Annotated in this window: 17 protein-coding genes; 12 read left to right on the plus strand and 5 right to left on the minus strand. The window is 49.2% G+C overall.

The genetic code is table 11. The features are described from left to right. The 3 genes from JNUCC32_RS01625 (at position 1) to JNUCC32_RS01635 (ending at position 4,068) form a co-directional block, all read left to right on the plus strand. Positions 1-1,095, plus strand: coding sequence for a GerAB/ArcD/ProY family transporter (locus tag JNUCC32_RS01625; protein ID WP_192570877.1), 1,095 nt, complete (start codon positions 1-3; stop codon positions 1,093-1,095). Then, positions 1,092-2,219 carry a Ger(x)C family spore germination protein gene (locus JNUCC32_RS01630; protein WP_192570878.1) on the plus strand — a complete coding sequence of 376 codons (1,128 nt, stop codon included), beginning with the start codon at positions 1,092-1,094 and terminating at the stop codon, positions 2,217-2,219. The genes JNUCC32_RS01625 and JNUCC32_RS01630 overlap by 4 nt, the downstream gene beginning before the upstream one ends. Positions 2,220-2,625: 406 nt before the next feature. Beyond that, positions 2,626-4,068, plus strand: a complete 1,443-nt coding sequence (locus JNUCC32_RS01635) for a right-handed parallel beta-helix repeat-containing protein (protein ID WP_192570879.1) — start codon at positions 2,626-2,628, stop codon at positions 4,066-4,068. A gap of 159 nt (positions 4,069-4,227) precedes the next feature. Here the strand turns inward: JNUCC32_RS01635 and JNUCC32_RS01640 are convergent, their stop codons facing one another. Together JNUCC32_RS01640 and JNUCC32_RS01645 are read right to left on the minus strand one after the other, a co-directional pair. Continuing rightward, positions 4,228-5,313 (minus strand): substrate-binding domain-containing protein, encoded by a 1,086-nt coding sequence (locus tag JNUCC32_RS01640; protein ID WP_192570880.1) that lies wholly within the window; start codon positions 5,311-5,313, stop codon positions 4,228-4,230. A gap of 515 nt (positions 5,314-5,828) precedes the next feature. Further along, positions 5,829-6,770, minus strand: a complete 942-nt coding sequence (locus JNUCC32_RS01645) for an MTP-1 family protein (RefSeq protein WP_096776236.1) — start codon at positions 6,768-6,770, stop codon at positions 5,829-5,831. Positions 6,771-6,916: 146 nt separating this feature from the next. Between JNUCC32_RS01645 and JNUCC32_RS01650 the strand changes: the two genes are divergently transcribed. The 6 genes from JNUCC32_RS01650 to JNUCC32_RS01675 all read left to right on the plus strand — a co-directional run bounded on the left by JNUCC32_RS01650 (position 6,917) and on the right by JNUCC32_RS01675 (position 17,121). After that, positions 6,917-7,765 carry a helix-turn-helix domain-containing protein gene (locus JNUCC32_RS01650; protein WP_192570881.1) on the plus strand — a complete coding sequence of 283 codons (849 nt, stop codon included), beginning with the start codon at positions 6,917-6,919 and terminating at the stop codon, positions 7,763-7,765. A gap of 287 nt (positions 7,766-8,052) precedes the next feature. Then, complete coding sequence (locus tag JNUCC32_RS01655) at positions 8,053-8,967, plus strand: ABC transporter permease (protein ID WP_009593214.1); 915 nt, start codon at positions 8,053-8,055, stop codon at positions 8,965-8,967. An 11-nt stretch (positions 8,968-8,978) separates the two neighbouring features. Further along, positions 8,979-9,875 (plus strand): carbohydrate ABC transporter permease, encoded by an 897-nt coding sequence (locus JNUCC32_RS01660; RefSeq protein WP_192572572.1) that lies wholly within the window; start codon positions 8,979-8,981, stop codon positions 9,873-9,875. Positions 9,876-9,986: 111 nt separating this feature from the next. Further along, a complete protein-coding gene (locus JNUCC32_RS01665; protein ID WP_192570882.1) occupies positions 9,987-11,612 on the plus strand; it encodes an ABC transporter substrate-binding protein in 1,626 nt (541 codons plus the stop codon). A gap of 97 nt (positions 11,613-11,709) precedes the next feature. Further along, on the plus strand, positions 11,710-14,742 hold the full coding sequence (locus tag JNUCC32_RS01670) for an alpha-mannosidase (RefSeq protein ID WP_192570883.1): 3,033 nt from the start codon (positions 11,710-11,712) through the stop codon (positions 14,740-14,742). 753 nt (positions 14,743-15,495) lie between these two features. Then, positions 15,496-17,121 (plus strand): hypothetical protein, encoded by a 1,626-nt coding sequence (locus JNUCC32_RS01675; protein ID WP_192570884.1) that lies wholly within the window; start codon positions 15,496-15,498, stop codon positions 17,119-17,121. Positions 17,122-17,228: 107 nt separating this feature from the next. Here the strand turns inward: JNUCC32_RS01675 and JNUCC32_RS01680 are convergent, their stop codons facing one another. Continuing rightward, positions 17,229-19,520, minus strand: coding sequence for an AraC family transcriptional regulator (locus JNUCC32_RS01680; protein ID WP_192570885.1), 2,292 nt, complete (start codon positions 19,518-19,520; stop codon positions 17,229-17,231). 299 nt (positions 19,521-19,819) lie between these two features. On the opposite strand from JNUCC32_RS01680, the gene JNUCC32_RS01685 reads away from it, so the two are divergent. From JNUCC32_RS01685 to JNUCC32_RS01695, 3 genes are all read left to right on the plus strand, one after another. Beyond that, positions 19,820-20,731, plus strand: a complete 912-nt coding sequence (locus JNUCC32_RS01685; protein WP_228468860.1) for an ABC transporter permease — start codon at positions 19,820-19,822, stop codon at positions 20,729-20,731. Between the two features lie 126 nt (positions 20,732-20,857). After that, complete coding sequence (locus tag JNUCC32_RS01690) at positions 20,858-21,769, plus strand: carbohydrate ABC transporter permease (protein ID WP_192570886.1); 912 nt, start codon at positions 20,858-20,860, stop codon at positions 21,767-21,769. Between the two features lie 88 nt (positions 21,770-21,857). Further along, complete coding sequence (locus tag JNUCC32_RS01695) at positions 21,858-23,396, plus strand: extracellular solute-binding protein (protein WP_036659689.1); 1,539 nt, start codon at positions 21,858-21,860, stop codon at positions 23,394-23,396. A 72-nt stretch (positions 23,397-23,468) separates the two neighbouring features. Here JNUCC32_RS01695 and JNUCC32_RS01700 read toward each other — a convergent pair whose 3' ends face one another. Together JNUCC32_RS01700 and JNUCC32_RS01705 are read right to left on the minus strand one after the other, a co-directional pair. Next, complete coding sequence (locus JNUCC32_RS01700; protein WP_192570887.1) at positions 23,469-24,482, minus strand: SGNH/GDSL hydrolase family protein; 1,014 nt, start codon at positions 24,480-24,482, stop codon at positions 23,469-23,471. A gap of 42 nt (positions 24,483-24,524) precedes the next feature. Continuing rightward, entirely contained in the window at positions 24,525-25,586 is a 1,062-nt protein-coding gene (locus tag JNUCC32_RS01705; protein ID WP_192570888.1) for a GntR family transcriptional regulator, read from the minus strand. Between the last annotated feature and the right edge of the window lie 259 nt (positions 25,587-25,845).

Genomic DNA, 25,845 nt, shown 5'->3' on the forward strand with positions numbered 1-25,845 from the left:
ATGAAGACCATTCGTCAGGTATCCATGCTTCAATTCACATTGATGGTTTCGGCTTTTCAAATCAGTGTTGCCTTTTTGTCCCTTCCAAGAGAACTGGCCAGGCAAGCTGGAACGGATGGATGGATCGCGATTTTTTTTGGCTGGGGAATGGCAACATTGGCATCCGCAGCACTCGTTAAAGTGATGAAAAACAATCCCGACGGTACGATACTAGATTTGATGCAGCGTTACATGGGGGTGTGGGCATCTAAAATCGCTGCTTTCATATTTATGGCCTATTATTTGTTACTGGCTTATGACGGTTTTATGATTGCTTCACTTGTTATCAAACTTTGGTTATTGCCCAGCACGTATATCTATGTTCTAGTCCTGTTGCTGCTCATTCCTACGTTTCAAATTGCGCAGCATGGGTTCCAGGCAATCGGAAGATACAGTGAAATCGTAACGCTCCTCTCCATATGGATTCCGTTCGTTTATTTAACAACATTGCGCCATGCCCACTGGCTCTATTTGCTGCCTGTCTTAAAAGAGGGCTGGCTTCCGGTACTTTCAACCGTAAAAATCATGTTCTATCCGATGTTGGGTATCGGGCTCGCGTTCTTTATTTACCCCCATCTCGTTAAAAAAGAAAAAGCTTTGACGGCCATGGTGATATCGAACACGCTCACTTGTCTGGTTTACCTTGGCATCACCCTTGTCTGTTATGTGTATTTTAGTCCTGATGAAATCGGCGAATTCAATGAACCGGTCATCAGCATCATGAAGTCGATCGAACTTCGCTTTATTGAGCGGATAGAAGTTCCGTTTATTGCCTTTTATCTGTTTATATTTTCTTGCATATGGATCCCTTCCATGCATCTTGTTTCCATGAATTCGGCATGGCTATTGGGGAAAGACAAAGAAAGGGGCCACCTAGCCGTGTGGTGTTTCGCAGTGGCGGTTAGTTTTTTCATCTATAGGCCAAGTTTTATCGATGTCGCTCGATTTAATAACTTCCTAAACCTCACTGGTTTTGTGATGGAATTTGCTTTGCCTGTATGCCTTCTTCTATATGTGGCAATCATCAACAAGGTAAGAGGGGGGAGGCGATCATGAGATGGGTTAAAACATTCTCTGCTGCGGTGATGGGCTGCATGCTGCTGCTTGCCCTGATAGGCTGCAGTAATGACAAAACCAATCTTGAAGATGCAACCGTACCTTTAGCCCTCGGTCTGGATGTCAAAGACGGAAGGCTTCGTTATTATTTGTCAGCGCCGGTATTTAGCAAAGATATTAAGAAGAAAAGCCGTGAAGGGGAAGGAATAGCAGAAGGTTTAAGACAGGCAAGAAATCAGGAAGACGCCCAGTTTCCAGGAGCGGTTGCCGGCCGTAATTTTCAGGTGATCGTTGTGGGGAAGAAGCTGCTTCAATATAAGGATTGGTTTAAAGTGCTCGATGTTACGTTCCGCGACCCTCGCAATACGACTACCAACCGCATCATAGCTTATGACGGTCCCGTTGCCGATATCATTAATTTTCAAGCAATGGATCAGCCAACAACCTCCGTGTTTTTAAGAGCGCTGATCGATTCGGGAAGCAGGAGGTCAACAACGGTAAAAACGACGGCTCAAGAGATGCATAGACAATTTCATGACCGTGCAATAACCCCTGCTATCTCGGAGATCATGATCGAGAATGGAAAGATTTTGCTCAAGGGCACGACGCTGCTATCTCAAGAAGGACAGTACCGGGATTCGCTTAGCTATCAAGAAACTACGCTTATGCAAATTTTAAAAAAAGAAGCTAAACCAGGAGTCAGCCTCACTTTTCCTGTTGAGGGAATGCGAGAACGATTGCCTTTTAACACCGATTTGGTGAGTTTTAGCATAGGGGACATTTCGGTGAAGATTAAAACTTCTCATGAAGATGGCAGGTTCCAATACAACATTAAGATAAACTCGTTTATCAGCATTACGGAAAAGTTTCTTGAATATGAGCTTCTGGAGAATTCCGAGGAAATGGCAAGCAATTTAAGCAAGGAAATGAAGAAAAGCATTGAGAAGCTCATTGATAAATTTCAGAAGCACAAAATAGATCCGGCAGGATTCGGCCTGTATGCAAGAGCATATCAGTATCCGGTGTACAAGGCCGCCCAGGATAACTGGGGCGAAGAGCTTGCCAGAGCTCAATTTCACGTAGAGGTTGACCTTCGGATCGGCGCGACGGGGGCTGTGGAATAAACGACGAGCTGTTTTTTAGGACATCTTTTTGGATATGGGGTGTAATAGCAGCATTAGTGATCACCCGTTTACGAGGGATTTGGCTATCCAGTTGGTGCAGCGTTAGGGAGGGAATGAATGAGTATCGCAACTTATCTTTATGTAAGCAATAACAAGAAGGAGTAGGACGCAGTAGGAACACATGGTGTACCCTAACTCATATAAAAGAGACGAACTAAAAAAGGCTGGTATGATCAGAATCGCTGATCATGCTAGTCTTTTTCCCTTTTCCCATAGATTCAATCTGGCAGGTTCCTTGAATAAAAAGCCGCTCAACAATCGTTCTCACGGAGGACAAGAATGAGCTCGTGCTGGCCGTAATACCCCGGCCTAGATAAAATATTACTAACTATTCGGTTTTAAGGATGTGGGTATCATTCGTAAAAAAAATATCTCGATTATTCTTGGTGCCAGTTTCCTCATTCTGTTGTTGGTAAGTACAACTTACTTCATTGCTAAGATATTTCCTAGTGATGCAATTAGTTCTGTCACCGAACAATCGGGAACTGATTCAACAGGGATCATGACTGCGGGAGCGGCGGGTGAAGCATCGGCAAGGGATTATTATGTCTCGCCGCAAGGTAAAGACGCTAATCCGGGGACGATGAATGCGCCGCTAGACAGCATCCAGAAAGCAATCGAATTAGTCAAGCCGGGCGGTTCCGTCATCCTTCTTGAAGGAGTATATCGCCAAACGGTGAGCATCGAAAAATCAGGATCGTCAGACCAGGGCTACATATCATTGCGCAGTGCAAAGGGACATACGGCAGTCATGGACGGCAAAGGCGTTCAACCCGTTGAAAATGGCGTCATCCATATTGACAATGCCAGCTATGTACGCGTGGAAGGGCTGGAAATACGCCATTACGATACAAGTTCCGCTGATGTCACTCCCATCGGCATTCATGTGAGCGGCAGCGGCAGAAATATCGAAATCATAGGGAATCGCGTTCATGATATGGGGACCCATGCGGGTCAGAAGGCAGGCGGCGGTAATGCCCATGGCATTGCAGTTTACGGTAACTCGGAGGCTCCGCTCAAGCAGATTGCTATTACTCAAAATGAGCTGTACAACCTGAAGCTGGGAGCCAGCGAGGCCATGGCGATTAATGGAAACGTAGACGGGTTTCGTGTTACGAAGAACCTCGTGCATCATAACAACAATATCGGGGTCGACATCATCGGGTTTGAAGGTACCGGACCGAACCCCGTTCTAGATCGGGCGCGAAACGGCGTTATTCAGGAGAATCAGGTATACAGCAACTCCTCTTATGGCAATCCCGCATATGGAAACGACTATTCCGCCGCTGGTATCTATGTTGACGGTGGCAAAGATATCGCAATCATCGACAATGACATTCACGACAATGATTTTGGGATTGAATTGGCAAGTGAGCATGCCGGAGGTTCAACTTCAAATATAGAGGTGTCACTTAACCGCATATATAACAATAGCGCGGCAGGCATCACGCTTGGCGGCTATGACGAAGATCGCGGAAGGACGGAAAATTGTATCATTAAAGAGAATGAGTTCACTGATAACAACACCAAGCATCTTGGTTACGGTGAAATCAATATAGCCTTCGATACAAGGAACAATGAAATGCGCTATAACTCCATCAAAGCGAATGAGGATGGGCTGATGATCACCAACGAGTTCACCCAAAATGAAGGGAACATAGTGGACTTTAATCACTACAGCAGCAAAAATCAATCACTTTGGATCTGGAAAGGCGAAGAATATGATGACTTCAGCGCTTATCGGACACAGACAGGGAATGATTTGCATTCGGATTTGAACTTAGAGTAGATTACTTCGTCGTTTTAGGGTACATGCAGAATGTTAAGGCAAGTAAACGGCGGTATCGTATCCGTCAGCGCGCCGAATAGTACAAGCAGATAGGCAGCATTATGAAAGGCAATGGATTCCAGAGTACAATCCGGAATCCATTGCCTTTTTGGCGTTGCTCTAACCTTGGAACGGCTTGATCGTGTCGCGTATGACCAAGCTTGTAGGCAACATGACTTTCTTATTGCCGTAAGATGAGCCCTCGGTAATTTCGAACAGCAGTTTGGCACTTTCATAGCCGAGGACGTCGAAATATTGCTTCACGGTGCTCAAGGCCACCTTGGCGAACTTGGAGCTCTCGAAATCGTCAAAGCCCATGAGGGATACTTGTTCGGGTATACGTATGTCAAGTGCGGTGAGCTGTTCGATTATCTCCAGGGCCCGCTTGTCGTTCGCGCAGAACAGCGCGGTCAGCTCTCCGTTTTGGATAAGGCTCACAAGTGCAGCATAGTCCAGTTCCTTATCCAGGAACAAGAGCGAATCGGGTATTGGAATGGAAGCATTCGACATGGCGTTGCAATAACCGTTATATCGGTCGACCTCCGGGCTTAGATGATAGTCGTAAGCGGCGAATCCGATTCGCCGATGTCCTTGCTGGATCAAGTATTCTACTGCTTCATAAGCACCGTCATGATTGTTACAGGTGACAACGTTAACCGGATAGCCGGAAGGGGAGCGATCCAACATCACGAACGGAATCGATTTTTTTCGAATCTCTCCGAGATAGCCCTTTGCAGCTTCGGGATCGGAGGAATAGATGAGTAAGCCTCTTAGCTCCGTTTGAATGAGTCCCAGAATGAGCTCGCGCTCCTGTTCGAAGTCGTTCTCCACGAATTCGATGATGAGCTTGCAGCCATGCTGGCCTAGAAAGGACTGAATGCCTCTCATGATCTGCATATACGAACTGTCGTACAGGTCGACGCCGGAGATGACGAAGGCCACCAGATTGGAGGTGGAGGTCTTCTCCGAGGCGTCAGCTTGGCTGGCGACAAAGCTTCCTTTACCTCGGACGCGGTAGATCACGCCCTCGTTCACCAGCTCGGACAGCGCTTTACGTACCGTGATGGAGCTGACATCCAGCAGCTTGGAGAACTCCGACTCGCTAGGAATCCGATCGTCTTTCGTAAATTCCCGATTCTCGATCTGGGATAAGACATAGTCTTTTACCATCTGGTACTTTGGCAGAGCCAAGTCCTTCTTGTTCAAGTAAGTTCACCTCGTATAAACATTTCCTCAATTATAGCGCACATCAGTTTAAAAAGTATACGTAGTTGGAGTGTGAATCGGAAAAGATTTTGTCGAATAGATGAAGAATTTTCAGGAATCAAGCAAAAAAGAAGCGAAATGATATAAAAAGTTTGAATTATGTGAAGCTCTGTATTACGATATGGTCGAATAAAGTATGTGTTTTGATTAACTTATAATAATAACTTTTTAAGGGACACCTTGCATAAAATGAATGGTTCTATACCAAACCGCAACCAGATACAAAAATGAGCCGCCGGGTAATCCAGCAGCTCGATCATGGAATTACAACTATAAGAGGTTGTTCAAAAAGTCGTCTTTCCAGGACGAAGCAGATCAGGAAGCGGGTTCGACATCGATTCTTGAATTTAGCCGGGCCTTCCGTTGCTCACGTACCCGCTATGTACGCTCCGCTACTCAGTCCCTAGCTTTATCCAACCTTCTCGGTCCTGTAAACCCGATTTTTTGAACATGCATTATAAGGTTACAATGGCACCTTCCTTCTCGAACGGGTAGTCGATGACGATGCGAGCCGCTTCGGTATCGCCGATGCCGCTGTAAAGATTGACCTTGCCGTCGGGACGCATTTCGATGCCGGCTGTGAACGCGCAGTCGGTCAGATGTGCCTTCTTGGCGGGGCCATCCGGATAACAAGGCCGGGTGCCGATGATTTTCAAATCCGAAAATTGATTCGTCCGCGGGTCCAGTACGAAAGCCATGTTCATGTAAGTCGACGTATCTCCCTGTGCATAGCAGATATGGCCGATGACGCCGATCTTCCCGCTTTCGAGCAAGTAAGCCTGGTTGCAGCCGCCCCACTCATCCTTGCTGAATAATCCTCGGATATAAGGGGCGTTCTCGATGATTTCCGGTGACAGATCGTCAAGGCTGTCGATGATGGTGAATCCCACCAAGGACTCGCTGCCGAATTCCTTGCGGATCCCTTCGCCGCGCGGCCTGGAGAAGACGCCGATTCTCCCGTCCCGGAGCTCTACGAGCCGAATGTCCTTCATATAATCCGGACCGGTCGTGAAGTAGAAGAGATCGTGAAGATCGCTGCCTTTGTAGAAATAACCGTAGAACGTATCAAGCCGTCCCTGCTTGTAACGGACATGCGTGCCGCCTAATACAAGCTGTTCGTCGATCACGCTAATGTAAGGGTCTTCAAGCTGATAAATCATCGTATTCGGCACGGCAGTCCACTCGTCCGGACCGCTCTGCTCGAACAAGCGAACCCAGGACCTTGCCCACTCATGTCGTTTCTCCACGCGTCCGTAAATGTAGCGCTTGCCGTTCCATGCGAACGGAATGGAAGGATTGTAGACATCGAAACCTTCGACTCCGCGGAAGACAAGCTTGGTGCTTTCATAAATGCGTTTGTTTGCATCGAATTGCTGACGCTGTTCCAGTAAGTTCATTCGCGGCAAATCTCCTTTCAGGCTTTAATATCATCTCTATCCTAATCGAAAGTACTGCTCTCGATCTTGCTCTATTTTGGAATGCTTTATGGTGTTTTGACATCGGAGGAATCTAGTCAATATACGAACTAGGAGGAATAACGCCCATGTTGAAGCTTTATGCGGCAGACGGCATTGATTCTGAAATTCAGGCGCACTATCGGCTGATCGCTTCGGTGCGCGACACGATCGGCATGCATACGCACGACTTCTTTGAATTGTTTCTTATCCTGAAAGGAAGCGTTGTACATGTCATTAACGGCACAAGGCAGCTGCTGCAGGAAAATACACTCGTATTCATACGGGACCGGGACGTTCATTATTATGAGCAAACGACGGACAGCGATTGCCAGTTCATCAATTTGTCTTTCCATCGCGAGGTCCTGGAAGACCTCATGGCTTTCTTGGGGGAAGGGTTTCCAAGCGAAAGACTGCTTGCACCGGCCATGCCGCCGTCGACCTTGCTGTCCAAAATGGAAAAGGAATATGTGCGGTACCGGCTGGACCAGCTCAGTCTGATCCCGCAGGAGAAGAAGCTGGCCGTCAAAGCGGAGGTAAGAGCCGTCATGACCGACCTGTTCTCTAGGTATATCAAGGCTGACGCGGATCCGATTGAACTTACCGGTCAACCGGAATGGTTTAAGTCCCTATGCAGAGAGGCAAAAAAGAAAGAGCACTTCACGCGGGGAACGGCTGCGCTTGTCCAGCTGTCGGGCAAATCGCATGCCTACGTATGCAGAATGTTCAGGAAGCACCTCGGAATGTCCCCGACCCAGTACATTAACGAATTGAGAATGTCCTACGCCGAGAATTTGCTGATGAACACGGATATGGATATCGTGGACATCAGCCTTGAAATCGGACTTGACAATGTCAGCTACTTCTATGACTTATTTAAGCGGAGGCATAATGTAACGCCCCATCGGTATCGTCAGTTCGGCACGATTCGAAGATAGTATGCCAATTAACGAGGGGTACATAAACATTTTTATCTGTTGACGCCTTAAATAGTATGTGTTATTTTCTACTTAGCATAACAAGTTGTGAGACAACATGATAATCATATCTATAGGGGACGGTAGACGAAAGCAAATGCGTTTTCGGCGAACGTTAGGATACAGTCTGGGGGTGAAAATGAATGCGCTTACATATAGAACGAACCAAATGGCCAGGCTCATACGACCTGGACCAATAACACCAGCTGTATCCGATTACAACGTGTTAACAGTCAGGAGGTGTTCCTTTGAAAACAACCAATAACAGGCTGGTGGCCAGGATCATCAAGCACCGCTATCTCTATCTTATGGTGCTTCCCGGCTTTCTGACGCTGTTAATCTTTCACTATTTTCCGATGTACGGAATATTAATCGCTTTCAAAGATTTCAATGCTTCCAAGGGGATTTGGGGAAGCGAGTGGGTAGGTATAAAATACTTCACTTCTTTTTTTAACGATCCGATGGCGTTCAGGGTATTAAAGAATACTTTGCTTCTTGGTTTGTATACTTTATTTTGGTCATTTCCGGCACCGATTATATTGGCTCTGTTGTTTAATGAATTGAAAAACAAGGGCTTCAAGAAGCTTGTGCAGACGGTTTCCTATTTTCCGCATTTTATTTCGGTCGTCATTGTTGCGGGTATGCTTAAGGAATTTACGGCAAGAGACGGTTTGTTTAACCATATTGTCGGATTCTTCGGCGGAGACCCGATCATGTTTCTTCTCGAACCTGACTATTTCCGGACCATCTTCATTTCTTCCGGCATATGGCAGGGCGTCGGGTTCGGCACCATCATCTACCTTGCTGCATTAAGCGGAATTGATCCTACGCTGTATGACGTGGCCGATGTAGACGGCGCAGGCCGGTGGAAAAAAGTCTTGCACATCACATGGCCGTCGCTCAAGCCGACCACCATTATTTTGCTGATTTTTGCCGTCGGAGGAATCCTCGGGAGCGATTTCCAGAAGATCATTCTGCTCTATTCGCCTGAGACTTACGAAGTAGCGGATGTCATCGGATCCTATGTTTATCGTCAAGGTATACTGGGCGCACAATACGAGTACACGACGGCCATCGGATTATTCATGTCGGTTATTTCCTTTACGATCCTTTACTTGACCAATTGGTTAAGCCGGAAAGTATCAGAGACGAGTTTGTTCTAGGTGGTGGGATGTTGAAAAAGGCTAGTTTGGGTTCCAGAGCTTTCGATGTATTCAATGTTGTTATCATGCTATTCATCCTGATTGTCGTGCTGTATCCGATTCTGAACATTATCGCGACATCGCTTAGCGGAACGCGTTACATCTCCTCGGGGAGCGTAACGATTTGGCCCAAGGGATTTAATCTGGAAGCGTACACGACGGTGTTTCAGGATCCTTACATTTTCAAAGGATATCTGAACTCGATCATTTATGCGGCCGGCTCTACGGGCATCATGCTGCTGTTTACGGCACTGATGGCGTATCCGCTCACGATTCCGGGATTTGCGGGCAAGAAATTTCTGACCATTTTTCTCATGATTACGATGTTTTTCGGAGGCGGATTAATTCCGACCTATCTGCTTATGCGCGGTTTGAACCTGTTGGATACGGTCTGGGTCATGATTCTCCCCGGTGCGATCAGTGCTTATAATGTGTTTCTGTTTCGGACCTTCTTTCTGAATATTCCTTCTGAGCTGAAGGACTCCGCCTATATCGATGGGGCGAGTGACTTGGTGGTTCTCTTCAGGATCATACTGCCGTTGTCCAAAGCGCTGTTTGCAACCTTTGCTCTATTTGGTCTTGTCGGAAGCTGGAATAGTTGGTTCGAGGCTTTGATTTATTTGCGAGATCAGGACAAGTATCCCTTGCAGATGGTGCTTCGAAACTACCTGTTTACCTTGGATACGACTGCGATTCAAGGGCGGGTAGGAGGCGGCGCGGTCGCCATCAATGCTCCGGGGGAAGCGCTTGATCCCAAGGCGGTACGAATGAGCGTCATCATTATTACCATGTTTCCGATCATGTGTATTTATCCGATCTTCCAGAAGCATTTCACCAAAGGGATATTCGTCGGCTCCATCAAAGGCTAGAGAAGCGGATGCGGCGGTGCAAGTCAGCTGAGTGTGCAGTCATTCATGACCAGTAACGAATAGCGGATTTGAAGAAGAAGCGGTTCATTGTGCAAATTAGGGGGAAATGGAATGAACAAATTGGCAAAAATGCTTGTCCTCGGACTGGCCCTACTGATGGTTTTTTCCGGATGTTCGAATAATTCCAAAAAAACCGATACCCATGAAGAGAATCAAGAAGTCATGCGCTTTTCGGTCACGCTGCCTGCGAACGGTGTGGATAATCCGAACAGCCTGGTAGGCAAGGAATGGCATAAACGCATGGAAGCTTATATGGGCAAGAAGGTAGAGATTGAATATAACTATATTCCGTCTTCCGAATATGACGAGAAGGTCAAACTTATGATCGCAAGCGACGATCTGACGGATTTCTTCGTGACGCCTTTATTCTATGATACGACCGAAATGGCCGAACAAGGCCAGCTTCTCGAGTTAGGCCAGTATAAAGATCTAATGCCGAACTATATGAACTACATTGGCAAGGTAAAAAACGGGATGAAGCGGGTAACGGATGCCGAAGGCAACATGTTCACCTTTAAAGAAACCTCCACGCCCAGATTCCCCGAGGATCGCGGCATGCTCATCCAGAATACGTCTGCTTACCGCTATGACGTGTTCGAGGCCAATAACATCAAAATTCCGGAAACGCTCGATGAATTTTATGGGGCTGCCAAAAAACTTAAAGAGCTCTACCCCGACAAATATCCCGTTGCGACTAAATGGAACAGCTTGAGATCGCTGTTCTCCGCGAACCATATCCGGGATGAAATTTTCTGGGACGGCGAGAAATACGTATACGGAGTTCTGGATGAAGGATATAAAGATGCGCTCCAATTTGCGAATAAGCTGTATGCGGAGAAGCTGTTAGATCCGGAGTATACCATAGATACAGACGATACGCTGAAAAGAAAAGCGCTGAACGGCGACAACCTCATGTGGCTGACGCAGTGGTTTACGACGCCGGCCGAGTATACGAGAACGGCCGACGACGGGAAGATTTTCGCGGTTTCGTTGTATCCCGACAATCCGAAGTACGGAAAAGCCTGGCAGGAGGTTGTGAACGGCAATACCCCTGACTTGGGCTGGGGAGTCTACGGCGTAAGCTCGAAAGTCAAAAATCCTGAAGAATTGATCAAATTCATCGATTATCAATATTCGGATGAAATGATCCAGCTCATCACTTGGGGAATCGAGGGCACGACCTATACGATCGGAGAAGACGGCGTTCCGACCTTTGTCGACTCGCTGAAAACGGCTAAGGATCCCTGGTTGGAGGGGGATAAATACGGCATGCGCGCAAGCCGAAACCATAACCCCGGTCTGCAGATGGTAAGCGACGCAAGAGCGTTCGTGGATTTTGCCGCGACGGACTATACGGTATTCAACGGCAAATATGAAGAGGTGCCGATTGAGAAGGCGGAATTCCTGACGAGTCTGCCCATGCCCGAGAACGACTATGTTCCTTCCTGGTTGAGCGAGCCGTCGATTCAACTCACGGGCAGCGAAAGCCAGCGGGTTTCGGAGATTATGAACCCGATCAAGACGTTCGTTACGGAAGAACAAGCCAAATTCGTAGCAGGGAAGAACAGCTTCGACAATTGGCAGGCATTCATCGATAATGTCAAAAAAATGGGCAACATTGATGAAGCGCTGAAAATCTATAATGATGCTGCACAAAGAGCGCTAGGAAACGAATAGAGAGAGCGTCCCTCCGCTGCCTACCGCGGAGGGGCGGTTATGTTGCAAAACGATAGGATCAAAACAAAGATAACGAAATCATAGGATGTGAGAAACCTTGAGTGAAAAAAAAGAGATTTTATTCCATGTGGAAAAGCTGCTAAACAAAAGAGATCCATTTATGATAACGAAGCTTACTTCTATAAATTTTTCCGGTTTTACGACAATGGAACAACTGTTCATTCATGAAATGGATGGACAACCGTTTGAGAGTTTCGCTCCGGGTCAGCGGTGGGGAGAAAAATGGGGGTACGGCTGGTTCCGCTCCAACATCATCGTTCCCAAAGAGGCCGATGGCAAACGGCTTGTGGCGATGCTTGATTTCGGATCCGAAGCGACCGTATACATTAACGGTAGCGTGAGCGGCGCAAAGGACCTTAACCATCATCACGTAACTTTAACCCGTTCGGCAAAAGCCGGCGAGTCATTTGAAATCGTCGCGGAAGCGTACGCCGGACATTCGGATTCCAGGCCGACGTTCGGAGAGTCGCAGCTCTGCGTTTTTGAAGAGGAAGTCTATCAGTTTTTCATCGACTTGGAATGCTTGTACGATCTTCGCAATCATCTGGATTCCAAATCCCTCCGCGTGGCGGAGATTGATCGTTGCCTGACTCAGGTGTTCGCGACGATCGACCTGACCCTCCGGCAGGAATCGCTCGGTGAGAACGCTAAGCAGTGTCGGAAGTTGATGGAGCCCCTCTTGGCCTGCGTGAACGGTTCGACGGCGCCGACCCTGTACCTGATGGGACAGTCCCACCTGGATGTCGCCTGGCTGTGGCCGATCGCGGAGACAAAGCGGAAGATTGCGCGGACCATGTCCAATCAGCTGGCGCTCATGGACGAATATCCGGAATACATGTACACCCAGAGCCAGCCGTATTTGTTCCAAGTGGTCAAGACGCTGTATCCGGAGCTTTATGCGCGCATCAAACAGGCGGTAAAGGAAGGGAGGATCATTCCCGAAGGCTCCATGTGGGTGGAGCCCGATACGAATCTGCCCAGCGGCGAGAGCCTGATCCGTCAGGCGCTGCACGGCAAGCGGTTCTTCAAGGACGAATTCGGCGTGGACAACGAGATGCTGTGGCTGCCTGACGTATTCGGCTATTCCGGGAACCTGCCGCAAATTATGAAGGGCTGCGGGATCCATTATTTCGCGTCTACAAAATTGTTCGGTACTTATGATAATGTAGCGGACCCGTTCCCGCATAATACGTTCCTGTGGGAAGGGATCGACGGTTCGCAAATTTTGACGCATCTGATGAACTACGGCGATTACTATCCAATTCGGATCAACCCGTCGTTCTTGATCCATCAGTGGAGCGATCGCGTCCAGCTTGAAGGAATTTCCACGCGGCTCACGCAGTTCGGACACGGCGACGGAGGCGGCGGCTCCAATCGGGATGATCTCGAATTTATGCGCAGGCTTAGCAATTTGGAAGGCGTCCCCAAGACGAAACATGGCTCGCCGATCGAATTTTTTGAGGATCAGATCGAAAGAGGTATTCCTGAAGCCAAATATGTAGGAGAGCTCTATTATCCCGCTCACCGCGGGACGTATACGACGCAAGCGATCATCAAAAAGCTGAACCGGAGGGCGGAAATCGGTTTCCGCGAGGCGGAGCTATGGGGGGCTGCGGCGGAGCTGCTTAATAACCGGGCTTACCCTTACGAGGACTTGGAACGGTTGTGGAAGACCCTGCTGCTGCATCAGTTCCACGATATCCTGCCTGGCTCCTCCATCCATCGCGTCCATGAAGAGGCACAGATGGAGCTGAAGAAATTGAATGAGAACGTGTACGACTTGGCTTCGGATACATTGGATGCGCTCACGGACGGCGATGCCTCCCGGGTTACCGTCTTTAATTCGCTGTCCTGGCCGAGAAAGGAACTGGTCGCGTTGCCTGTCGGCATTCATGGCATTGCGGAGGAGAACGGAGCGATTCTGCCGGTGCAACTGCACGAAGGCGTTCGCTATGCCGAGGTAGAGGTGCCTTCCATGGGCTGGTCGACGTACAGGGCTGAAGAAGCGGAAACGACGGGTGCTCCAGCAGCGTCGGCGGTCCTTGCGACGGAATCGCGTCTGGAGAACGAATGGATTGCGCTCGAAATAAACGAACGGGGCGAGTTAACGACTATTTTTGACAAGGAGACCGGCACGGAATGGGCCGCGGATCGCTGTAACGTCATGCGGATGTATCGGGATCAAAATTCGGATTTCGATGCTTGGGAGATCGATCGACGCTACCGCTTGGCACCCGTCGAGCTGAATGCGAGCGCCAAAGTATCCGTTACCGCGAACGGCCCGCTCTTCGCGAATATTCGGGTCGAGCGCGAACTGAACCAATCGACCCTAATCCAGGATATCCGGCTAAGTGCCGGCAGCCGCCGCGTGGAATTCCATACGACGATTCACTGGCGCGAGAAGAATAAGCTGCTAAAAGTCGATTTCCCTGTTCGCGTTCACACAAACGAGTCGCTGCAGGAAATTCAGTTCGGTTACGTCAAGCGGCCGAATCATGCTTCGCGTCCGCATGATGCGGATCGTTACGAAGTGGTTCAGCATAAATGGTCGGCGCTTACGGAGGCGAACCGCGGCTTTGCGCTGCTGAACGATTGCAAATACGGGATTTCCGTCAACGACAACACGATGAGCCTAACGCTGCTTCGGGCTCCGACGTGGCCGGATGAGACGTCCGATCAAGGGAAGCACCATTTTACATATGGATTTACGTTCTGGAACGACGCGTTCCTGGATAGTCCTGTCGTGCGGGAAGCTTACGAGCTGAACTATCCTGTCAGCCTCGTGTCCGGAGGAGGCCGGGAGGCGCAATCGTTGCTCTCCATCGATCAAGCCAATGTGATCGCGGAGACGGTCAAGCTTGCCGAAGACGGATCGGGCGATTGGATCGTGCGTCTGTACGAGAGCAAGGGAGCTTCCGTAGCGTGCGGGCTTCACTTCGGGCTGTCCGTTGCGGCGGTTTATGAGACCGATATGCTGGAGGCGAAGTTGGCTGATTTGCCGCACGAGGGCGAAGAGGTATCGCTTCAGTTCCGTCCGTTCGAGGTGAAGACGATCAGGCTCCGGCCGTAGGGGAGGAATAGGGGATGAGGCTGAACGAAGGGCAGCCCCTGGTCATGATCGGCGACTCGATCACGGTCTGTGAGCGTAAGTATCCATACGGGAGGCGATCGGGTTCGATTGGTCGCGCATGCGAATGGGATCCTCACGTCAACTGTCCTTAGCTGGTAGAGTTTCTACTATAATATTGGGGGAAAAGGGAACCGGTGCTTCCTTCATCAGCATGGGGCAGGTTATCCGCAATATGCATTCCGAGATCTATGCAAAGTTCTGCGAAGTTCTTCGAGGCGGACCTGCCCTATTCGCCTGAGCCGCTTCGCGCGATATTCATAAGCAGATTTATGGGTTCAAAAGACGTTTCTTCACAGAGAACAGCCGCGCAGCTTGAGCGGCTGTTACACATAAAGAATTATGTATTCGCTTACATTATAGGCTTCGAGACGAGGCTTCCTCATACCGCAAGAAAAGTTCCGGTGCTATATAATCTGGCTTCATTGAATAAGCACGTCGATAGACGCTTTTTATTGCTCGATTCCCTACGTTTTTGTATTGCTCTCCTTACTGCGAAAGGAGGTGGTTAGTGAGGAGTCCAACAACGGAGAAGCGATGAGACTCAGCGTCGCTTCGATCGCTTGGCCGCGATAGATCAATCGCATCCAGAGGTATTTCGTAACCATGGCTGTAGAAATAGGGTTTGAACAGACGGTATCGGGACAGTGCAATGATTTTTTCTATTAAAACGACAAAGACCTGGAGGTAAGAGAAATGAAACTGAAACAGTGGAAACGTGCGGGGATATGGACTTGCATCCTGCTGATGGCCACGACGGCGCCGGGCGCCGCGATCGCAGCGCAGGCGGCCGGAAGCAGCGCCGAGCAGAATGTGAGCAGTGAGAAGATGAAAGTCCAGGTTCCATTCATGATCAAGGTCGTGGATGCCGAGACGGGCAGGGGCATTCCTCATGTCCAACTGAAGACGACGAACAGTGTGCTGTATTATACGGACAGTGCCGGAATTGTGGCATTCGACGAGCCGGGTCTGATGGATCAGACGGTCTTCTTCCATATGTCGAGCGACGGCTACGACATTCCTGCCGATATGTTTGGCAACCGGGGGCAGGCTGTAGAGGTTAAGCCCAACGGCAGTGTAACGCTCGAGATGAATCGGATCAACATTGCAGAGCGGCTGTACCGGCTGACAGGCCAAGGCATTTATCGCGACAGCTTACTCGTTGGCCAGAAGCCGCCCATTAAGGAGCCGCTGATCAACGGTCTGGTCATGGGACAGGATTCCGTTCAGACGATTGAGTACAACAATAAGCTGTACTGGTTTTGGGGCGATACCGACAGACCGGCCTATCCACTGGGGAACTTCCGCGTGACGGGTGCGACTTCCAAGCTTCCGAGTAAAGGGGGGCTGGACCCGGATGTCGGCGTGAATCTGGACTATTTTACGAATCAAGACGGTTTCGTCAAAAGTTTGGTGCCGCCACTGCCTGACGGTGCAGGCATAGCCTGGGTATTCGGTCTGATGACTGCCAAAGATAGCACCGGACAGGAGCGTCTGCTCGCCGGCTACAGCACGCACAATCCTGAACCCACCGCCTTCGGTATTCTCGTCTTTAACGACACCACGAAGGAGTTTGAGCAGGTGGTCCAGTTCCCTTCCAAAGACGATTGGCGCCATCCGGGCGGACAGGCGACCTACTACGAGGAGGGCGGGGAGGGATATTGGCTCTTTACCGAACACCGAATTCCCAATTTGCGCGTTGCTGCCAGCTATGACGCCATCATCGACTATACCGAGTACGAATCGTTTACTTGCCTGACGCCGGGAACGACATACAACGGGGCTCAAACGTCGCTGGAACGCGACGCGGACGGCAAGCTCGTATGGGGCTGGAAAAAGGACACTCAGCCGCTCAACCAAGAACAAGAGAAAGAGCTGATCCAATTAGGCCTGATCAAAGCTGACGACCCGCGTTATTATCAATTGAAGGATATCGATACTGGTGAAGACGTTCAAATCGCCCAAAGCTCCATTGAATGGAATGAATATCGGCAGCGTTACGTGATGATCGCGCAGCAGGTACTAGGCAAGACATCGGTACTTGGGGAAGTCTGGTACGCGGAAGCGCCATCGCCTCAAGGTCCTTGGACCAATGCCAAGCATATCGTTACGCATAACGACTATACTTTTTATAACGTAGCCCAGCATAAACAATTCAACAAGGACGGCGGCCGAATCATCTACTTTGAAGGAACCTACACGAATACATTCACGAATCATGTCCCAACGCCGCGGTATAACTACAATCAAGTCATGTATAAACTGGACTTGGCGAATCCGAGGCTAGGACTGGAGCCGGTTCAAGAAACGACCGGTAAATAGCGCCGGAGCTTTTTGGATAAACGAATAAGGACCTTTCCGTATGCGCCGTGGAGCTCTACCGGAGAGGTCCTTTTCGAATTGAGCTTGTTTCTGCGGAACAAGCGTACCTAGCTGCCGCTTCTCCATGATAAGCTGGGAGAAGCGACATCTTTACCGGCGGAGTCTCCGTGGATTTCCCGATACTGTTTCGGAGTGAGATTTGTGAACTTCTTGAATGCGGAGAAAAAATGCCCTTTGGATATGAAGCCGCATTGATCAGCGATCTCCAGCACCGAGAGCTGGCTGGATGTCAGTTTTTCCTTGACTCTCCCGATTCGTTCCTGAAGGATGTACTCGGACAATGATACGTTCATGATTTCCTTGAATAGCTGCCGGATATAGCTGACGGAGAAGGAAAAATTGTCGGCTACCTGTTCGATCGACAATTGCGCATCCTGCAAGTGGTTGTCCACATACTCTTTGATCTCCAAGACGATCTCTTCCTTGCGGCTCGAGGATTTCGGAACTTCGGTCTCGGATGCGAGCATCGTGACGATGCTCTCCAGCCATGCTTGAAACTCGGACAGCGTGCTGTACCGCTCCAGCAATTGTTGGATGCTGCTGATTTCGTGCAGGACGCTGGACTTGTTGAAGTTCTTGAGCAGATCGTAGGTAAAGTAGGTCAGGTTAAGCTTACAGTCGCGATAAGGCATCTCATGGACATGCTTCATCTGCTGACGCAGCAGAACGAGCGCGGTCTCCGGGCGGCCGCGGCGAATCGCCTTAATGATCTCGGCTGTCTCCAGCGCCTCAGATGCAGAAGGATACCCTGCCATGAACTCTTCATAATCGCTCTCCAGAAAAATTTGCTTCTCTCCGTTAAGAAATCGCAGCTTCGTCAATTCGTAGATATGGTCATAGATATTTCGGATATTGGCGCCAAAGTCATAGGCATTGCTGACTGCGGCGGTTGTATCAACGTTTAGGATGCATGCTACCTGATTCTGGGTCTCCTCCAGAAGACGTTGTAGTTGAAGCTCGCCGGATGCATGGCCCCCAATGACCAGAATGATATGGTCGCCGCCCATATCCAAGCCTTCGGCCGCATAAGAACCTGCTCCAATCACTTCTTCGCTAATATTGCGTATGGCGTACTTGATCAATTTCCGGGAGGGGAAATCGTAACGTTCGCAAAAGACGGTATAGGCTTCGATCCGAAGGACGGCCAAAAACAGAGATTCACAGGAGGCCAGTTTGGTCTTGGTCTGAATATATTCGTAGCTCTTGGTACCCGGCGTCCCGTGGAGCATCCACTGGGCGAGAAGCTCCGTTCGAACGAGCTCGGATTGGTTTCTCATGGATTCATGAAGCTGTTCCACATTGTTCAGCAGCATATCGATGCCGTCGTGGATCCATTGGATATCCGGCTTGGCATCAGACGTGGAGTTTGCGAACGCAACCTTTCCCTTCAGCTTTTCCGACAAGAAGGTGATGGAGCGCAAGGAACGGCGAGAACTCCAGAAGAACAACAAGGAGAGGAGTGCCAGTAGCAGCAATGTATACGTTATCAATTTTTGTTGGAATAAGGAGATATGGCGTGTCAAAATATGATACTCGTTCGAATAGTATACCGACCAATTTTCAGTAGTCAGCTTGGCTGTATTGACGAACCATCTCTGATGGGGGAGCCGAACTTGGAAATCGCTAACCTGCTGCTCTCGGCTCGCTTGATAAAGCAGTCCGCTCAGCGCGGGATTGGACGCGCCCAATAGAAGTTGCCCTTGCTCGTCGAGTATCCGAATGTCTTGCTCCGAAGAGACTGTTTGGCCGAACAGAAGCTTCGACAGCAGCGGTTTATCAACGAGCAGCACGAGATAGTAGTCGGACGGCTTCTCGGGGGTTGCAGGCAGAATAAGAGCCAGGGAGTCCGAGCCATCCAGCGAATGATTAAAGAAGCGCAAATATTGGGGGTGGAATGACTCCACGCGCTCCAGCATGCGCTGGTCGGCGAAGGATTCATTGCGGACGATTCCGGCTTTGGAATCGACGACAAGATCGTGCTTCAAATTAATCAGATAGGATCGCTGGATGAGCGGTTCGGTGGACATGAAATTGGATTGGGCGACGAGCGCAGCATGGTTGATGAGCGGATCGTTGCTTGTATTGAAGAACCAGTTCTGAATATTCTGATCGGCGTACATGCTGAGCCCGTTGGCTTTCAAATTGCCGAGAATCATTTCGGCCTTCGAAGCCAGGTTGTTGACTTCGTTCTGCGAATTGCTGCGAACCTCCAGCATGGTATATTTTGCGAATTCCGCAGAAAGTAAATAGACGAAAGGAATAATGGAACAGATCAGAACGGTGGTCAGTAAAAGAAAGGTTCGAAAATAGGTCTTCTGTAAAATGGGTTTGATCTTCATATAATGCCAGCACCCCTTGCTGATGGATTGACGGTTTAAGGGCATAACGTAACGGTTCTATAGAAGAAACGAACCGGGACCTCCTTACTCAATCATATCCTGACCCTTGTGTGAAGTCCTCATTTTGACAAAGTAGAAATTAAGATGATACCGGACGTCCGATTGTCGCACAATCCTTAGGTTGAGTACCCTTTGTGACACAATGAGGACTATTCCGAATGCCTCCTTCCGTACATAATAAACACTGTCAGGATATGGCCACATCGGACAGACCAGCTCGAATGGAGGGATACTATAATTTGAGAATGTTCAGGGATCTTGTAAAGAACCGGGGCTTGTATACGATGGCGATACCGGGAATCATCTTTCTCGTTGTCTTCTCCTATATTCCTCTGTCCGGACATCTGCTAGCGTTCAAGGACTTTCAGATCAGCAAAGGCATATGGGGCAGTGATTGGGTGGGGCTGGACAACTTCCGCTTCTTTTTCTCCAATCGGGATTGGATTCAAGTTACGGTCAATACGGTTTATTTAAATGCGCTGTTCATTATTTTCGAAATGGCCTTTGCGCTTCTCATTGCGCTGTTCTTGAACGAGATTCGCTTGAAATGGTTTAAACGTACGATCCAATCCGTCGTCTTCCTTCCTTATTTCATTTCCTGGGTCGTCGTTGGGTATATGACATTCATTCTATTCAACAATACGGACGGTCTGATTAACCGTGTGCTGAGCATGAGCGGACTTCAAGCCGTCGATTGGTACCAGACCCCGTGGGTGTGGCCGATTATTCTAACCATAACGCGAATCTGGAAGAGTGCCGGTTACTACTCGATTATTCTGCTCGCTGCCATAACCGGTTTCTCCTCCGACTATTATGAGAGCGCCCGCCTGGACGGAGCCACGAGGCTGCAGCAGATGAAATACATTACGCTGCCTTTGCTGAAGCCGCAAATCATCATTCTCGTCCTCTTGGGAGTCGGACGGATTTTCTACGGGGATTTCGGCATGATCTACGGAATTATCGGGGACAACGGGATTCTATTTCCGACGACCGATGTCATCGATACATATTCCTATCGGGCGTTAAGGCAGCTTGGTAATTTCAGCATGTCATCGGCTATCGTGTTCTATCAGTCCATTATGGGGCTTATCGCCGTCGTTTCGTTTAATGCGCTGGTTCGGAGAATCGATAAAGACTCCAGATTATTTTAAGAGGTTGCTCAAAAGGTTATCTTTCCAAGACGAAGCGAATCATGAAGTGGACTCGACATCGAATCTTGAACTGATTTTTTGATCACGCACTTTAATTTTGCGAAATCCAAGGGAGATGAATTCCATATGAATCGTCCGGTTGCTCTGATCCCGCCCCCACGAGTCCGACGGACAAACAGATTCTCCGATAAAATGGCGGTGTTCTTGTTCGGGCTGTTTTTGATTCTATTTGCGCTGGTTTGTTTGTTTCCTTTTTGGCTGATGGTCATCAATTCGTTCTCCAGCACCCGAAGCTTGGCGGTGAACGGATACTCCGTATGGCCGGATGAATTTACGCTGGAGTCGTATCGTTTCCTCCTCCAGGGCAAGCAAATGTTTACCAGCTATGGCGTCACCATTGCGGTAACAGCCATCGGAACCGTAATCGGCCTCGTTGTCACCGCGTTGTTTGCATACGTGCTGGCCCATCCGAAGAACCGGTACGGCGGCTTCCTCTCGTTCATGACCTACGTGCCGATGGTCTTCGGCTCGGGGCTCGTCGGCTTCTATCTTCTGGTCGTTCAATGGCTGCATCTGAAAGATACGTTGTGGGCGCTTGTGCTCCCTTACGTCATGAATCCGTTCTTTGCGTTTATCTTAGTCTCGTTCTATCGCTCGTTGCCTTATGAGCTGAACGAATCGGCTAACATGGACGGCGCCGGAGAGTGGACGATCTTCTTCAAAATTATCCGGCCGATCTCAACGCCGGTTATTGCGACGATCAGCTTGTTCTACGCGCTGCAATATTGGAACGATTGGTGGCTGTCGCTTCTGTTTATCGACAACAGCGATATGTACCCGCTGCAGCTGCTTCTTCGGCAGCTCATGTCGCAGATGCAGCTCACGTCGCTCAATCACGGGAATGTGCTGACGCTGCCGCCGGCGGAAGGGGTCAAGTTGGCAACGGTTTGCCTGACGATCGGCCCGATTATACTCGTCTATCCGATGGTTCAGAAATATTTCGCCAAAGGTCTGACCCTCGGCTCGGTGAAAGGTTAAGATTGGGGCTCTACGCAAATGGCTGAGCGCGTTATAGATTGGCCCAGCCGCTTATACATAAGTTGATTAGTTGAAGGGAGTCATTTACATGGCCAAATCAAAACGCAAATTCTTGGTGACGGCGCTGCTCGGACTAGCCATCGCTTTGTCCGGATGCTCCGGATCCGGCGGGGATGCCTCCGCGCCGGGCGATGCAGGGGAAACCGGCGATCCGTCCCTTGAACCGGTCACTTTGGAGGTTGTCATTCCGGGGGCAAAGGGAGCTAACTATGACGAGGTGCTGACCGAAGTCAACAAGCGATTAAAAGCCGAAATCAATACGCAGGTTAAATTTACATTTGTCGACTTTGCCGATCTAAATCAGAAGACCAACGTCATGCTGGCTTCGGGAGAGAGCGTGGATTTGATGTTTGATGCCCCGTGGCTGCATTTGGACACGATGGCTTCCCAGGGCTATTACGAAGAATTAAGCGAACTGCTGGACCAATACGGCCCTAATGTGAAAAAGACGAGGCCGCAACAAATGTGGGACGCGAACAAAATTAACGGTAACATCTACGGTGTTCCCTTGGGAAGCGCCTATACCCAACAGAGATCGATTTTCATACGAAAGGACCTGAGGGAGCAGTTAAACTTGCCGCCCGTAAAGACGTATGAAGATCTAAAAGCTTATCTCTACGCCGTTCGTGACAGTAACTCCGGCATCACGCCGCTCCTCGCGGGCGCCGACGACGTCACCTACAGCTGGGTCAACTGGCTGATCCGGGACGATACCGGCGTCAACATTCGTCCAACGAATTTTGCTGGCGCCAGCTTGATGCTGTATTACAAGGGCAACGATGGAAAGGTCTATAACTTTTTTGAAACCCAGGAACCAAAGATCTGGTCCGGCATCCAGGATGTCCGCCAGCTGTTCGTTGACAAAGTCATGTCGCAGGACGTTTTGACGAATAAAAGCAGCCCGGGAGACATGCAGCTCCAGAACAAAGTTGCGGCCACGCCCCAAATGGCCTTTGGCATTCCCAAAACGTACAACGACCAGTTGAAGCAGGTCGTGCCCGATGGAGAGCTGGAAGCCGTCCGTCTATTCGATCTGACGCCTGGAAAGAACCTATCCAATTACAAAATGGATAATTTCATCTGTATTGTGAAGACGAGCAAACATAAAGACCGTGCGATGATGTTCCTCGATTGGGCCAACCGGCAGGAGAATTATGATTTGTTGGAGCACGGCATCGAAGGCGTGAACTGGAAAGCGGTCGGCGAGCATCAATACGACACGTTGAACAACGATGGCGGCATTGTCTCGTTCCAGCTCATGTTGAATCCAACGTTAGAGCGGGAGTGGGCCGGTATCGACGAAGAGACCCGAGAGTATAGTCAATTCATTACGCAAGCCGACAACTTCACGAAGGATATCATGACCGGCTTCACTTTCGATCCGACGCCGGTGAAGAACGAAGTGGCCCAGTTCGCGACCATTCAGGCCAAATATTATAGCGGATTATTTAACGGCGCGCTTGATCCGGACGAATACTTCGCCAGATTCAAAACGGAAGGCGAAGCGGTGCTGAAGCAAATCCAGACTGAACTACAGAATCAGGTAGACGCCTTCTTGGCAAAATAAAAGGGTTCCCTGTCCATTGAGAACGGCGATACGAAAAAAAGGACCGCTTCCTATACGGAGCGGTCCTTTTCGTTATGTTCTAGCAGCTGCCGGGGAAGGAGGGGACAGGGAACAAACCTGACGGATCGTCGCAGCCAAGTGTTCGGCCATTTGCCGATGCTTCTTGACGGAGGGGTGTCCACAGCCTCCCATGCCGTCTTCCGGCCGTTTAATGAGCGGGAATTCGACGAAATGAATATTGTCGTCGCCTTCTTCGTTAAGGCTTTTGACGAGAGCCTTCAAATGGGGGGCGGGGCCGAGGGTCATCGGACCGATTGCGCAGAACAATGGGACGGACGGATATCTATTGCGAATAAAACCCGTCATTTTGCGATATTGTTCAAGGTAATCCGCAGGCTCGATGGGCGCGGACCAATCATTGGTCCCGAGATTTACGACAACGAACTCAGGATGAAACGGGTCCATGGCTTCTTGATCGAGATCAGGACAGATGGTTTTCATGAAATAATCCGACATGCGGCCTTCCTTGCCACCGCCGAAATTCTGATAGCATCCCGTACCGGACGCGCCCACAATCAATGTTTCGGCATTCAGAAGTTGACCGGTCAGCGAGCTGTAAGCAAGCGCGATATTTTCGCGAGAAGCATCGCAGTCGCAGGGAATCTGCGCTTCGTTGCCGAAGCCGCAGGTGATCGAATCGCCGATGACGAGCAGACGATGGGGAAGAGGGGCTGGCGGGCTCAGAAAAGCTCCGTTCTCCGTCGTCAAATCGGTAAATTTAATGCTGCCGAATGCCGCTTCCGTACGCTTCTGCAGCGTTAAGGTATGGGGCGCGTCTTCAAGGTCATCCGCAAGCTGGTACAGCCGGTTATCCGGATCGATTCTCATCACCCTTACCGGAAGATCGTCGATATAGACGTTAAGCCAGCTTTTCCCCTCTCTGTTGACATCCTCGATCTCGGCCGTTATTTCCCGTCCATGAAAGCGCACGGTTATCGCACTGCCGGGAAGAAAACAAGAGATGCCATCCGGCTCTTGATGAAAGAGCCCGTGTCTCAGACTGGAAATCGAAAAGTCGAATTTCATAACGCATTCCTTCCTTTCATTGATCTATTTGAGCTGACAACGTTAGGCATAAGGGTTCTCGCAAGTAGACTCCCGGATCACCAAAGAAACACCCGACAATATTTTCGTGTTGCGTCCATGAGTTTTGCCTAGAATAACCTGGTGAAGTAAATTCGCAGCGTTTCTGCCGATTTCCTCGAAATCTTGCCGGACGGTAGACAGTCCGATCGATAGGTTGCTGGAATGGTCCCAATCGTCGAATCCCATAATGGAAACATCCTGCGGAATTCTAACGCGGCGGTCGGTCAGCTTCTCGATCATTTCTATGGCAAGTTTGTCATTGCAGCAAAACAAAGCGGTAACATCCCGCTTCAAAATACTGTCGGCTAGTGCGTCATAGTCCACGCGGGTCAGCAAGTTATCGTCGGTTACCGAAAATCCTGCCTGACGCATGGCACTGCAGTAGCCGGCGAACCGCTCCTGCTCGGAGTGAAGAAAGAAGTGATAGCTTGCAAACTTTATTTTGGTGTGCTTCAGACGCATCAGCTCCCGGGTGGCCAGGATCGCCCCGTCGTAGTTGTTGCTTCCGGAAAAATAGCTGGGATGATCCACATTGTACCGGTCTACCAACAGATAGGGGATGTTGTTTTGTTCGATGATTAGGTAGTTATCCTTGCTCTGGATCGGATCGAACGGATAAATCAAGAAGCCGTCGACTTTCCGGTCCAGCATTTTCTGAATGGATGATTGTTCAACGGCCAAATTTTCATTGCTCCATTCCACGATTAAGGAGTAATTGAATTCGGCTGCCACTTGCTGCGCGCCTTTGATGATTTTCATATACGATACATCGTAATTGTCCTCTGCCGATAAGATAAACGCGATCAAGTGACTCGAATGGTCCGCGGCTTGAGCTCCGTTTACAAAAGAGCCTTTTCTTTTGATTCGGGTGATTGCGCCTTCGTTTGCCAGCTCCGTCATCGCTTTTCGAATCGTTATTCCGCTTACATGAAATTGTTTCATCAGGTCTTCTTCATTCGGCAGTTTATCGCCAGGTCGAAGCTTGCCGACTTGAATCTGATGCAGCAGCGCTTGTTTAACCGTCATGTACTTCGGCTCGTTCACAATCATTCTCCTCTTTTTACAAACTGATGATAAGTTTGGCATGTTAAATGATTGTATAAAAGTATACTTTATTAATCTATTGAAATCAAGCTTATAAACTGGCGTTCCCTTTAATATATATATTATAATAGGGAAATTGCTTTTAATTGACTCTATGCCTATGGATTGATAATATAAATATAGATTTATTGATTAAATAAAGTATACTTTATTATTCGCTAGTTCAATTTTGATAGTCAATACAAAAGCTGAAAGGAGG

Origin of the sequence: Paenibacillus sp. JNUCC32, assembly GCF_014863545.1 — a bacterium.
In the GTDB taxonomy this organism is placed as follows: Bacteria; Bacillota; Bacilli; order Paenibacillales; family Paenibacillaceae; genus Paenibacillus_AQ; species Paenibacillus_AQ lautus_A.